General features: G+C 68.3%; 9 protein-coding genes and 1 pseudogene. 6 read left to right on the plus strand and 4 right to left on the minus strand.

Going from position 1 to position 12,949, the window contains the following annotated elements:
- Both NCCP_RS15325 and NCCP_RS11100 read left to right on the plus strand, forming a co-directional pair.
- A pseudogene (locus NCCP_RS15325) lies at nt 1-118 on the plus strand (3,4-dihydroxyphenylacetate 2,3-dioxygenase); the annotation flags it as partial.
- A 230-nt stretch (nt 119-348) separates the two neighbouring features.
- Nucleotides 349-1,431, plus strand: a complete 1,083-nt coding sequence (locus NCCP_RS11100; protein ID WP_149957358.1) for an NAD(P)H-dependent flavin oxidoreductase — start codon at nt 349-351, stop codon at nt 1,429-1,431.
- Between the two features lie 144 nt (nt 1,432-1,575).
- Here NCCP_RS11100 and NCCP_RS11105 read toward each other — a convergent pair whose 3' ends face one another.
- The 4 genes from NCCP_RS11105 to NCCP_RS11120 form a co-directional block, all read right to left on the minus strand.
- A complete protein-coding gene (locus NCCP_RS11105) occupies nt 1,576-3,096 on the minus strand; it encodes an amino acid permease (RefSeq protein ID WP_149957359.1) in 1,521 nt (506 codons plus the stop codon).
- A gap of 66 nt (nt 3,097-3,162) precedes the next feature.
- On the minus strand, nt 3,163-4,566 hold the full coding sequence (locus NCCP_RS11110) for an aspartate ammonia-lyase (RefSeq protein ID WP_149957360.1): 1,404 nt from the start codon (nt 4,564-4,566) through the stop codon (nt 3,163-3,165).
- A 62-nt stretch (nt 4,567-4,628) separates the two neighbouring features.
- Nucleotides 4,629-5,618, minus strand: coding sequence for an asparaginase (locus tag NCCP_RS11115; protein WP_225873799.1), 990 nt, complete (start codon nt 5,616-5,618; stop codon nt 4,629-4,631).
- 102 nt (nt 5,619-5,720) lie between these two features.
- Nucleotides 5,721-6,416, minus strand: coding sequence for a FadR/GntR family transcriptional regulator (locus NCCP_RS11120; RefSeq protein WP_149957362.1), 696 nt, complete (start codon nt 6,414-6,416; stop codon nt 5,721-5,723).
- A 571-nt stretch (nt 6,417-6,987) separates the two neighbouring features.
- On the opposite strand from NCCP_RS11120, the gene dnaB reads away from it, so the two are divergent.
- The 4 genes from dnaB to NCCP_RS11140 all read left to right on the plus strand — a co-directional run bounded on the left by dnaB (nt 6,988) and on the right by NCCP_RS11140 (nt 12,948).
- On the plus strand, nt 6,988-8,361 hold the full coding sequence (gene dnaB, locus NCCP_RS11125) for a replicative DNA helicase (protein WP_149957363.1): 1,374 nt from the start codon (nt 6,988-6,990) through the stop codon (nt 8,359-8,361).
- A gap of 235 nt (nt 8,362-8,596) precedes the next feature.
- Nucleotides 8,597-9,733, plus strand: a complete 1,137-nt coding sequence (locus NCCP_RS11130; protein ID WP_149957364.1) for an ABC transporter ATP-binding protein — start codon at nt 8,597-8,599, stop codon at nt 9,731-9,733.
- A 431-nt stretch (nt 9,734-10,164) separates the two neighbouring features.
- Entirely contained in the window at nt 10,165-11,850 is a 1,686-nt protein-coding gene (locus NCCP_RS11135) for an amidohydrolase (RefSeq protein WP_149957365.1), read from the plus strand.
- A gap of 102 nt (nt 11,851-11,952) precedes the next feature.
- On the plus strand, nt 11,953-12,948 hold the full coding sequence (locus NCCP_RS11140) for a sugar ABC transporter substrate-binding protein (protein WP_149957366.1): 996 nt from the start codon (nt 11,953-11,955) through the stop codon (nt 12,946-12,948).
- Nucleotide 12,949: the final 1 nt, after the last annotated feature.

The raw sequence follows: 12,949 nt of genomic DNA on the forward strand, positions 1-12,949 counted from the left end.
GTCCGAACTGGAAGTGACCATCGGCGCGGACGGCTTCTCCTACACCCGCCCCGGAGACGAGAACGGCGCCTACCACGGCATGGCCTCGAAGGGCTTCAAGCTCGGCACCCAGGTCTAGCCAGGACCAACGCCGGTCCGGCTTCAGGATCCGGCACGACGGCGGGGTGCGGCACTATGCCGCACCCCGCCGTCGTGCCCGCAACGGAGACGTCCCCGCCCCCTGCCCGGTGCCTAAGATGGGGGAAACGGCACCGGGCGGCCCGGGGGCGGCCCGGGCCGGCAAGTCCAGGCTGACAAGTCCAGGCCTACAAGTTCGGGCTGGCAGTCCAAACCGAGGGGGCACCATCCATGCCGGAAGAACGCACGTCCGCCGGAGCCCTGCGGGCTACCGGCCTGCTGGCCCGCCTGGGGGCCAGCATCCCACTGGTTGCGGCGCCGATGGCGGGCGGGCCCAGCACGCCCGAGCTGGTCCAGGCTGCCGCCGGGGCCGGGGGACTGGGCTTCCTCGCCGCCGGGTACAAGACACCCGGGCAGCTGGCCGGGGAAATTGCGCAGGTGCGCGCCGGAACCGGGCGCTTCGGCGTCAACGTCTTCGCGCCGAACCCCGTGCCGGTGCAGCGGGCCGCGTTCGATGCCTACGTCGAGGCGCTGCGGGACTGGGCCGGAAACTATGGGGTGGACCTTCGCAGCGCCGAACCCCGCGAGGACGACGACGAGTGGGACGCCAAGGTGGAGCTGCTGGCCGCCGATCCCGTCCCGGTGGTCACCTTTACTTTCGGCCTGCCCCCGGCCGGGACCGTGGGCCGGCTGCGGCGCGCCGGATCGCTGGTCCTCCAGACCGTGACAAGTGCGGAGGAGGCCAGGCGGGCCGCCGCCCTGGGCGTGGATGGCCTGGTGATCCAGTCCCACCTTGCCGGGGGCCACTCCGGCACCCTGACCCCGGAGGCCCCGCTGGGAGAGGTCCCCCTGGTGCAGCTGCTGGGCCGCGTCCGCGCGGAAGTGGACCTGCCCCTGTGGGCCGCCGGGGGCCTGTCCACTCCGGCCGGGGTCCGCGAGGTCCTGGCAGCCGGAGCCGAGGCGGCCGTGCTGGGCACCGTCCTGCTGCGCACCCCCGAAAGCGGGGCCAGCGCCCCCTACAAGGCGGCGCTGGCTGACGCCGCCCGCACCCACACCTCCCGCACCGAAACCCTGCTCACCAAGGCGTTCTCCGGCCGCCCGGCCCGTGCCCTGCGCAACGGGTTCGTGGATCGGTTCCACGGCCAGGCCCCGGCCGGGTACCCCGCCCTCCACCACCTGACCAGTCCCCTCCGGAAGGCCGCGGCCGCGGCCGGGGATCCCGAGGGCATCAACATCTGGGCCGGCGCCGGATACCGGGACGCCACCGAGGAACCCGCTGCGGACCTGCTGCGCCGCCTGGCCGGAACCAGCTAGGCAACCGCCGGCCGGAACCGCCGGGATGGGCCTGGACCTTGACCTAAATCTGGACCTGCTCCGGGCAGGCCGGGATTGGGCCCACCCCGCCAAACAAGGCGACGGCGGCACCCACCCGGGGTACCGCCGTCGTCCTTTGCCGTGTCAGGAGCCGTGCGTGGCGGCCCCGGCGACCAGTTGCGCGCTGGCCTCTTCCGCTTCCCGCCGGGCGGCGATGGCGTGGATGCGGTCGCGGCAGCGGTACCAGCCGAAGACGAGCAACGGGATGATAATGACCAGCGAGGCCACGGTCCAGGTGCCGACCGGGGAATCGAACGCCATCAGGACCAGCACCGCCAGCAGGAACACCAGCGTGAGGTAGCCGGTCACCGGAGCGCCGGGCATCCGGAAGGAGGGGCGCTCGGCGGTACCGGACCTGGCCCAGCGCGTCAGCTTCAGCTGGCACAGCACGATCATGCCCCAGGCGCTGATAATGCCGATGGCCGCCGCGTTCAGGACAATCTCGAAGGCCTGCGCCGGTACGACCGCGTTGAGCACCACTCCCAAAAGCGCGATCGCCGCGGTCAGCGCGATGCCGCCATACGGCACGCCGGACTTGCTCATCCGGGCCGCGAAGCGCGGGGCCGAACCCGCCACGGACATCGAACGCAGGATGCGTCCGGTGGAGTAGAGCCCGGCATTGAGGGAGGACAGCGCCGCCGTCAGGACGACCAGGTTCATGATTGCGTCCACTCCGGCGACCCCAATGCTGCCAAAGAAGGTCACGAAGGGGCTTTCGCCGGCCTTGTAGGCGGTGTAGGGCAGCAGCAGGGAGAGCAGGATCAGGGACCCGACATAGAAGACGGCGATGCGCAGCACCACGGTGTTGATTGCCCGCGGGATAATTTTCTCCGGGTTCTTGGTCTCGCCGGCCGCCGTGCCGATCAGCTCGATCGAGGCGTAGGCGAACACGACGCCCTGGATGACGATCACGGCCGGCATCAGGCCGGACGGGAAGATGCCTCCGTTGCCGGAGATCAGGCTGAATCCGACGTCCTGGCCTTCGAGGGGCGTGCCGAAGATGACGAAGTAGGTGCCCACCAGCAGGAAAGCGGAGAGCGCGGCCACCTTGATCAGGGCGAACCAGAACTCAAGTTCGCCGAAGACCTTCACGGAGACCAGGTTCAGGCCAAGGACCAGCACCAGCGCGGCCAGGGCGAAGACCCACTGCGGGACGTCCCCGATCGGCGCCCAGTATTTGGCGAAGAAGTTCATGTACAGGGCGACGGCGGTGACGTCCACGATCGCGGTCATCACCCAGTTCAGCCAGTACAGCCAGCCCGTGGCGAAGGCCGCCTTTTCGCCAAAGAACTCCCGGGCGTAGGAGACGAAGGAGCCGGAGGAGGGCCGGTGCATGATCAGTTCGCCCAATGCCCGAAGGATCAGGAAGGCGAAAAATCCGCAGAGGGCATAGGTGAGCACCAGGGCCGGACCCGCGTTGGCCAGGCGGCCGCCGGCTCCCATGAACAACCCGGTGCCGATGGCACCGCCGATGGCGATCATCTGGACCTGGCGGGGTTTCAGGCTCTTGTGGTATCCGGGGTCCTCGGCGTGCAGGATGGCCCCGGAAGGGTGCCCGCCGTCGGAGGGCACCGGGGGGTGCAGGCCCTTGGAGGAGAGAGTCATGTCATTCCTTGATGGGGGTGGGGATGGGGATGGGGGTTCGGGGGAGACGGTGCGGCCGGAAAGGCCTTAGTTGGTGAGGTTGGCCAGCCGTTCGGGGCGGAGCAGTTCTTCGAGCCGGTCACCGGAGAGCAGTCCGTGTTCGAGGACCAGTTCGGCCACGCCGCGGCCGGTGGCCAGGGCCTCCTGCGCGATGGCCGTGGCCGCCGCATAGCCCAGGTGCGGGTTCAGCGCGGTCACCAGGCCGATGGACTGCTCAACGGAGAGCCGCAGGCGCTGGGTGTTGGCGGTGATGCCGCGCACGCAGCGGTCGGTCAGGGTGCGGCAGGCGTTCTCCAGGTGGGAGATGCTCTTGTCCAGGCTGTGGACGATGATCGGTTCGAAGGCGTTCAGCTGCAGCTGGCCGGATTCGGCGGCCATGCTGATGGTGACGTCGTTGCCGACCACCTCGTAAGCGACCTGGCTGACCACTTCGGGGACGACCGGGTTGATCTTGCCCGGCATGATGGAGGAACCGGACTGCACGGCCGGCAGGTTGATTTCTCCCAGGCCGGCGCGCGGGCCGGAGGAGAGCAGGCGCAGGTCGTTGCAGATCTTGGAGAGCTTGACCGCGACCCGCTTGAGCACCCCGGACAGGTGCACGAAGGCGCCGACGTCCTGGGTGGCCTCGATCAGGTCCACCGAGGTCACCAGCGGCAGGCCGGTGACCCCGGCCAGGTGCCGGCACGCCGCGGCGCTGTATCCGACCGGGGCGTTCAGGCCGGTGCCGATGGCCGTGGCCCCCAGGTTGATCTCGTGGATCAGCAGGCCGGCCTCGGCCAGCCGCAGCCGGTCTTCGCCCACCGTGACCGCGTAGGTGCCGAATTCCTGCCCGAGGGTCATCGGAACGGCGTCCTGCAGCTGGGTCCTGCCCATCTTGACGACGGTGCGGAATTCGGCGGCCTTCCCGGCAAAAGCTTCTTCCAGGGTTTCAAGGGCATCGAGCAGCCCCCGCACGCTGAGGATCGTGGCCACGCGCACTGCCGTGGGGTAGACGTCGTTGGTGGACTGGCTGAGGTTGACGTGGTCGTTGGGGTGCAGCCGGGAGTAGTCGCCCTTTTCATGGCCCAGGATCTCCAATGCCCGGTTGGCGATGACCTCGTTCGCGTTCATGTTGGAGGAGGTGCCGGCACCTCCTTGGATGACGTCGACGATGAACTGGTCGTGCAGCTTGCCGTCGAGGATCTCCTGGCACGCCTCGGCAATGGCGTCCGCCCGGACGGCATCCAGCAGGCCCAGCTCCTGGTTGGTGCGTGCGGCGGCCAGCTTGACGGCGGCCAGGCCGCGGACCAGGTGCGCGTTGGTGGACAGCGGCTGGGCGGTGATCGGGAAGTTCTCCACCGCGCGCAGGGTGTGCACCCCCCAGTAGGCGTCCGCGGGGATGTCGCGGTCTCCCAGCAGGTCGTGGTCGGTGCGGAAAGAGGCAGTGCTCATGGACGGTCCTTGGGTGTGGTGGGGTGGCGTCTCGGGCGGAGGGAGGTCGGGGCGGGAGGGCCCTAGCGGGGGAAGTCCACGGCGCGCAGCTGGCCTACCGGCAGCCCGCCGCCCAGGACGGGGTCCGGCTGAAGGGATGCCAGCGTGCCGCCGTCCAGGCCCATCAGTTCGAGGGCGTGGAGGGTCACCGGCAGCCGGGCCCGGTCCGCACCGTCGGCGATCTTGATTGCCAGCGAGCGGCCGTCCGGCAGCCCTATGAGCTGGAGGCCTTCGAATCCGTCCTTGGCGAGCAGGCCGGGCACCCGGCGCATCAGCGCGGTGACGTCCCGCCCCTCGCCGGCCACCTGCTCGGGGTGGGCGCGCATGGCATCGGCCACTGCCGCCTCCGCGCTCCCCGGCGCCGCGGAGGCGATCAGTCCGAACGCCCGGGCCATGCCGCCCAGCGGTACCGCAAACAGCGGGGTTCCGCAGCCGTCCGTGCTCACAACGGGCAGTTCCCCGCCGGTGAGCTCGGCGACGACGCCGGCAATTGCCTGCTGCAGGGGATGCGACCGTTCCATGTACCCGCGCACGGGCCAGCCGTTAACGACGCAGGTGGCCACCATGGCCGCGTGCTTGCCCGAGCAGTTCTGTGCCAGCCGGGTGGCGGTGCCGCCGCGCCGCAGCCACTCGCCGCTCTCAACGCGGCCGTAAGGAAGGTCCGGGGTGTTTTCCAGCGACTCCTCGTCCAGTCCGTGCAGGTCCAGGATCCGCCGGGCCCCCTCGACGTGCATGAGGGAACCGGAATGGCTGGCAGCGGAGAGCGCCAGCAGCTCCGCCGGCAGCCGAAGCCCGGCGCGGACCATGGCCACGGCCTGCAACGGCTTGAGCGAAGAGCGGGGGTAGAACAGCGCCATCGGATCTCCGGCCCAGAAAATCGTGCCGCCGTCCGGCGCCAAGGCGATCACGGACCCGTAGTGGACGCTCTCCACCAGCCCGTCGCGGGTCTGCTCCGCGATGGGCACGTGGGCGGGCCGCACGGTGCCCGGGTTCACAACGAGGGGCTGGAGCACAGAAATATCCTTTGGTTCGAGGGGGAAAGCTTGGGGTGGGAAAGTTGGCATCTGCGGATGCGGATCCGACGGGCTGCGGGCCCGCAGGGCGGTTGTCCGGTGTCAGCGGCGCAGCACCCGGTCCAGGGCAGCGTCGACCGCAGCGAGGTGGCGGCGCATGGCTTCAGCGGCCTGCTCGGGTGAGGCCGCTTCGATGGCGGCCACGATTTCGCGGTGCTCCACATCGGAATCGGCCTGCCGTCCGGCCACCATGTTCAGGGTCTCCGACTGGTTGGCCATCGCATCGCGGATGTCGGCCACCACCTTCTCGAAGACACGGTTGCCGCTCATCCTGGCGATCGCACCATGGAAAGCGCTGTCCAGCGCCACCCAAGCCTCCGGGTCCTTTTCGCGGTCCATGGCGGCCATGATGTCGCGGAGAAGCTGCAGCTCGTCCTCGCTGCGCCGCTGCGCGGCCAAGCCGGCGGCAGGCACTTCGATGTGCGGCCGGGCCTCGGTCAGGTCCCGCGCCGAATACTGTCCCAGCGCCAGATCGCCGCCCACATGGTCGGAGACTACGAAGGTTCCCTTACCCGTCCGGGTCTCGGTCAGGCCCAGGGAGGCGCAGGAGCGCAGGGCCTCCCGGACCACCGACCGGCTGACTCCGTACTGCTGCGCCATGGCCGCTTCCGAGCTCAAGCGGGTCCCCACGGGAAGCTCGCCGCCCTCGATGGCCTGGCGAAGGGAGGTGAAGACGGCTTCGGCCGCGCTGACTCGTACAATTTGCTGTCCTGCTGTCCAGCTGTCTGACAGGTTCACGTTTAAAAAATGTCATGGATCACATTTGCCTGTCAATTTCCCGCTTTCGGCTCCAGGGCCCCAAGGCCGGAGGGGGCGGGGGACCGCTTCCACGGGCCTCCGCCGCCAGCGATTCCGCAGGGCGGTCGAAGCGGCAGGATGCCCCTTGTGGATAACGCGGGGAGGGCCGTGGAAAAGTCGCCCCTGCGGGATGAGTTTTTCCCCACAGCTATCCACGGCTGGGGAGAAACGCCCGATCAAAAAACTTTTTATGCACAGGCGTGGATAGCTGTTATTCCTAGTCAAATAGGAAATGTGGATAAAGGTTGTGGCTAATCCACAAGTTTCTCCCCAGGCTGTGCACACAACACGCCGCGCAACGCACACCTTATCCACAGGGGCTGTGGGTGGGCCGCTTGGGGAGGGGGGTAAAGAGGTCTAGGGTGGCATGGTCTCCACTGCATCCCGGGCCCCGCGGCCATGCCGCCGTCCGGCGTCCACAGTGACGCAAAGTGTCGTACCCGGCTGGGATGCTGGGGGAGTCGGAGGGCGGGCCGCGCGGCACGCCCCGGCGAAGTTGAAGGGAAAGCCCGTGTCGCTCACGCACCTAGATTCGGCAGAAGGATCCGGAGAGTCCGAGTTTGGCCGGACCCCGCCGCAGGACCTCGTGGCGGAGCAGAGCGTGCTCGGCGGCATGATGCTCTCCAAGGACGCCATCGCCGACTGCGTGGAGGTGCTGCGCGGCGTCGATTTCTACCGCCCGGCGCATGAGGCGATCTACGAGTCCATCATCGACCTCTACGGCCGCGGCGAGCCCGCCGACGCCGTCACCGTGTCCGACCTGCTGACCAAGCGGGGCGAGATTGCCCGCATCGGCGGCCCCGCTTACCTGCACACCCTGCTGCAGTCCGTCCCGACCGCCGCCAACGCCGGGTTCTACGCCGAAATCGTGCGCGAGCGCGCGGTGCTGCGCCGCCTGGTCGAAGCCGGCACGAAAATCGTCCAGATGGGCTACTCGCAGGACGGCGAAGTCGACGAGATCGTCAACCAGGCCCAGGCCGAGGTCTTCGCGGTGGCCGAACGCCGCACCGCGGAGGACTATGTGCCGCTGCGCGACATCATTGAGGGCACCGTCGACGAAATCGAGTCCGCCGGCCACCGTGGCGAGGGGATGACCGGCGTCCCCACCGGCTTCTACGAGCTCGATGAACTCACCCAAGGCCTGCATGGCGGGCAGATGATCGTTATCGCCGCCCGGCCGGCCGTGGGCAAATCCACCTTCGCCCTGGATTTCGCCAGGTCGGCGGCTATCAAGAACAACATGACCGCGGTGTTCTTCTCGCTCGAAATGGGCCGTAACGAGATTGCGATGCGCCTGCTTTCGGCCGAGGCGAGTATCGGCCTGCAGGACCTGCGAAAGGGAACCATCAAGGACGAGCAGTGGGGCAAGATCGCCACCACCATGGGCCGGCTCAACGACGCCCCGCTGTTCATCGACGATTCGCCCAACATGTCGCTGATGGAAATCCGTGCCAAGTGCCGGCGCCTGAAGCAGAAGCATGACCTCAAGCTGGTGGTGCTCGACTACCTGCAGCTGATGAGCTCCGGCAAGCGCGTCGAATCCCGCCAGCAGGAAGTCTCCGAGTTTTCCCGCGCCCTCAAGCTCCTGGCCAAGGAGTTGGACGTCCCGGTCATCGCGCTCTCCCAGCTGAACCGTGGCTCCGAGCAGCGCACCGACAAGAAGCCCATGGTTTCCGACCTGCGCGAATCTGGATCGATCGAACAGGATGCCGACATGGTGATCCTGCTCCACCGCGAGGACATCTACGACAAGGAGTCCCCGCGCGCCGGCGAGGCCGACGTGATCGTGGCCAAGCACCGTAACGGCCCGACCAAGACGATCGTCGTCGCGTTCCAGGGCCATTACTCGCGCTTCAACAACATGGCTACCGAGGGCGGAATCTAGCCGCGGGATCCTCCGCGCAGCCTCTGCCGGGCGGACCGGCGGTGTGACGTAGTGCCTTGGCGGGCCATGGAGCGGACGGGCCATGGAATAGTGGGACGCGGGATGTGCCTGGCGCCCCGCATGCCGGACGTTTCCCGTATCGGTGAGAGGCCGGTGCCGGGGACAACCGAATATTCTCCTCCATTCATCACGGATCGTCGGGCACGTACCTGCCCGTGAAGGGAAGGCTGGAACCATGGCCACAGTAACGTTTGATCAGGCCACCCGGCTGTACCCGGGTACCGGCCGTCCGGCCGTGGACGGGCTCACCCTCGAAATCCGGGACGGGGAATTCCTTGTCCTGGTTGGACCTTCCGGCTGCGGCAAATCCACCAGCCTGCGCATGCTTGCCGGGCTCGAGGAGGTCAGTTCCGGGCGGATCCTCATCGGGGACAGGGACGTCACGGACGGGGCCCCCAAGGACCGGGACATCGCGATGGTGTTCCAGAACTACGCGCTCTACCCCCACATGTCCGTGGCGGACAACATGGGCTTTGCCCTGAAGATCGCCGGAGTGCCGAAAGAGGAGCGTGAGCGGCGGGTCCGCGAGGCCGCGCGGCTGCTGGATTTGGAGCAATACCTGGACCGCAAGCCCAAGGCGCTCTCCGGCGGGCAGCGCCAGCGCGTGGCCATGGGCCGGGCGATCGTGCGCAACCCGCAGGTGTTCCTGATGGACGAGCCGCTCTCCAACCTGGACGCGAAACTGCGGGTGCAAACCCGCACCCAGATCGCGTCCCTGACCCGGCGCCTGGGCGTGACCACCGTCTATGTCACCCACGACCAGGTGGAGGCCATGACCATGGGCGACCGCGTCGCGGTGCTCAAGGACGGGGTCCTGCAGCAGGTGGACACTCCGCGCAACCTCTACGACCGGCCCGCCAACGCGTTCGTGGCCGGCTTCATCGGATCCCCCGCCATGAACCTGCTGGAACTGCCCGTGCTCGACGGCGGCGTGCGGTTGGGCGAGACCGTCCACCCGGTCCCGGCCGGGGAGCCCGGGACCGCGCAGGGCACCACGGTGACCCTCGGGATCCGTCCCGAGGACCTGGAAACCGCACCGGCCGGGGAAGGCCTTGCGGTAACGGTCGACGTCGTCGAGGAACTCGGCGCCGACGCCTACGTCTACGGCCACGCGACCATCGATGGGACCCGGCACGCCGTCGTCGCCCGCGTCAACGGCCGCCGCCCGCCGGCGGCCGGCTCCACCGTCCACGTCCGTCCCGTCCCCGGGAACGTCCACTTCTTCCACACCGCCACCGGACAGCGCCTTCCCGACCCCGCCCCTGAGGCCGGACCCGGCGACGGTTCCGTTTCCGCCACGGCCCGGAGTTGACCGCCCCGGAGGTGACCGGCCCGGGAGCGGTCCCGCCCCGGGCCTGATCGATACGGGCCTGATCGATGCGGGCCTGATCGATGCGGGCCTGATCCGCGTTCCCCGCAAACCCCTGCGCTGATCCTGCCTGCGCCGGTGCCGCCCTGTGCTGATCCTGCTCCGGCCGGTCACCAGTGGGCCGTGCCGCGCCTCCTGCTTACCGCTCCAAACCGGTCCCGGGTCGGCCTGGAGCTGCCGTGGGGGAGGGGCCAAGCATGCCAGTTACTGGTTTGCTGACTAATAAGTGTTTCTTCAATGTAAAAGATAGACGCAGAGTCTAGATTTCTTGGGCAAGTTCAGGTTCCATTGGGAAGGTACAGAGACGTGGGTCACGCCGAGCGCGCGTGAGGGGCTCCACTGGAACTCCACACCCAACATGCGAGGAGGCAAACATGGGGGCAACTCCCAACCTGGTGGTCGTAGGCCGGCGGATCTTCACGAGCGATCCTGACAACCCCTGGGTCGAAGCCTTCGCCGTATCCAACGGCAAGATTGTCGCTGCGGGAAGCCGCGCCGACGCCCTGGCGGCTGCCGGACCGGACGCCCCGGTGCTGGACTGCGAGGAGCGGCTGGTCCTCCCCGGCCTGGTGGATGTGCATGCACACCTTGGCCTGGGCGGCCGGCAGCTTGCCTTTGAGTTGCCGATCCTGCCTTCGGACTCCAAGCCGGAGATCCTGGCCAAGGTCCGGGCGTGGTCCGCCGGCTTGGGTGAGGGCGAATGGGTGGTCGGAGGCATCATCGGCTCCACGGTGATGGAGCACATCACCCGCGAAGACCTGCATGACCTCGACGGGGCAGCCGGCGGCAGGCCGGTACTGCTGCGCGACGACACCATGCACAACCGCTGGGTAAACACCGCGGCCCTCGCGCTCATGGGGGTTACGGCGGATTCGCCGGATCCTGACGGAGGGGCCTACGTCCGCGACGAAGCGGGGCATCTGACCGGCGTCCTGTACGAAATGGCGTCGGGCCTGGCCGAGGCGGCCGCCAACTCCTCCATCAAGGACCCGCAGAAGCACAATGACCAGGCATTCCAGAAGGCTCTGGAGACCTTGAACTCCTTCGGCATCACCGGAGTCCAGGAGGCCGCAACGATGGGCTACGCGCTGGAAACGCTCAGCCGCCTGGATGGCCGCGGCCTCCTTTCCGCGCACGTGGTCGCGTCGATGCCGTCCCGGCCATTCATCGAACCGGGAACCACGGGGGACGAGCTTTACGACTTCGCCGCCGGGATGGGCAGCGACCACCTCCACCCGACCTTTTCGAAGTACGTGCTCGACGGCGTCCCGATGACCCGGACGGCCGCCATGATCCACCCCTACACGTGCAGCCATCCAGGACACGACGAGGGGTTCACCGGGGAGACCCTGTGGCAGGTGGACGAGCTGGTGGAATCCCTCGAACGCCTGGTCGACCGCGGGCTGCACGCGAAGCTGCACGCGACCGGAGACGCCGCCATCCGGCTGGCGCTGGATGCCGTGCAGCGGCTCCGCGAGAGCCGGGGTCCGGAGGCCATCATCCAGATCGCCCACGCCCTGTACATCGACCCGTCGGACGTCCAGCGCTTCGCCGAGCTCGGCGTCGTTCCGGACTGTTCCCCCTACCTTTGGTTCCCCTCGGTGATGACGGAGAGCAACGCGCACCAGGTCGACGCCGGCGTGCACGGCAGCTCCGCCCCGTTTCGGGACCTGTTCGAGGACGGGGCGCTGGTTTCGGCCGGCTCGGACTGGCCCTGCGCGGCGCCGACCCCCGATCCCTGGACCGGGCTGGCCACCCTGGTGACCCGCCGCAATCCGGACCCCGCGGTGGAGGGGGCACTGAATGCCGCCCAGGCGCTCACCATGGAGCAGGCGGTGGAGGCCTTCACCCGCAACCCGGCCGAGGCCATGGGCCTGAAGGACGTGACCGGCATGCTGAAGGCAGGCCTGGCCGCCGACTTCATTGTGGTGGACCGGGACATCTTCACCGTTGACCCCTCGACGGTCCACGAGACCAAGGTCCTCCGGACCTACTTCGAGGGCCGCTGCGTCTACGACAACGGCATGGCCCTGAACCCCCAGGTTCCAGCCGCCCTCTGACGGCTCCGCGCGGCGGTTTCCTCCCGCCGCGCGGACAGGCACGCCGCATTCCAGCACGTTTTTGGAAACACATCCGTTCATCCACCTGCGAGGTATTCCGCTATGTCCTTCCGTAAAATCATCCTTGTCCCCACCCTGGTCGCAGCCGGTCTCGGAGCAGCCCTGAGTGGTTGCAGCACCCCGGCCGACAGCGCCCCGGCCTCATCCGCCGCTGCGGGACCGGTGGACAAGATTCTCTTCGACTTCCCCTTCACCTCCCTTCCCATTTATGCGGCGCTGACGCCGCAGATCCAGGCGGAGGCCAAGGAGCGGGGCATTACCGTCGAACTGACGAACGACAACTCCGACCTGTCCACCCAGGTCAGCAACCTCACCGCCAAGGTGGCCTCCGACGTCGACGCCGTGATCTCCTTCCCGATGGACCCGGCAAGCCTGGAGAACGTCGCCTCCCAGTACACCGCCGCCGGGAAACTGTGGATCACCTATGCCGGGGACCTGGAGGCCCAGACCACCAGCCTCAAGTTCAGCTTTGAGAAGTCCGGCCGCATGCTGGGCGAGGCCGCCGGCGAATGGGCCACCCAGACCACCGGCGGAGCCGGCAAGGTCCTGGTCATCGAAGACCAGCTCACCCAGATCGGGCGCGAGCGGACCGAGGGCATCCTGGCGGGGCTGAAGGAATCCGCACCCGGGCTGGAGGTGGTCTCCCAGCAGCAGGGGGTCACGCCGGAAGAAGGACTCACCGTCACCAGCGCCGTCCTCTCCTCCCACCCCGACCTGACCATGGTGCTTGCCGCGACCGGGGACGCCGCCCAAGGCGCCTACCAGGCGTTCCTGTCCTCCGGACGCAGCGAGACCGACGCCAAGACCTACGTAGGTGGCCTGGACGGAAACCTGCCGCTCATGCAGGCCATGACCAAGTCCCCGGATTCGATCGCGCGCGCCTTGGTGACCGTCAAGCCGGAGGAGATTGCCCCGGCCGTGGTGGACATTGCCGTGCAGGCCGGGGAGGGAAACACCGCACCCATCGACCTGCCGGTATACATGCTTACCCCGGGCACCCCCGAGCTGCAGTCGTTCATCACTTCCTTCGGCGGCTGAG

The organism is Zafaria cholistanensis, assembly GCF_008580665.1.
Lineage (GTDB): Bacteria > Actinomycetota > Actinomycetes > Actinomycetales > Micrococcaceae > Zafaria > Zafaria cholistanensis.

Excerpts from the sequence above, each read along its gene's own strand:
- NCCP_RS11105 (WP_149957359.1), bottom strand. The coding sequence starts at position 3,096 with ATGACTCTCTCCTCCAAGGGCCTGCACCCCCCGGTGCCCTCCGACGGC.
- NCCP_RS11140 (WP_149957366.1), top strand. The coding sequence starts at position 11,953 with ATGTCCTTCCGTAAAATCATCCTTGTCCCCACCCTGGTCGCAGCCGGT.
- NCCP_RS11110 (WP_149957360.1), bottom strand. The coding sequence starts at position 4,566 with ATGAGCACTGCCTCTTTCCGCACCGACCACGACCTGCTGGGAGACCGC.
- NCCP_RS11135 (WP_149957365.1), top strand. The coding sequence starts at position 10,165 with ATGGGGGCAACTCCCAACCTGGTGGTCGTAGGCCGGCGGATCTTCACG.
- NCCP_RS11130 (WP_149957364.1), top strand. The coding sequence starts at position 8,597 with ATGGCCACAGTAACGTTTGATCAGGCCACCCGGCTGTACCCGGGTACC.
- NCCP_RS11100 (WP_149957358.1), top strand. The coding sequence starts at position 349 with ATGCCGGAAGAACGCACGTCCGCCGGAGCCCTGCGGGCTACCGGCCTG.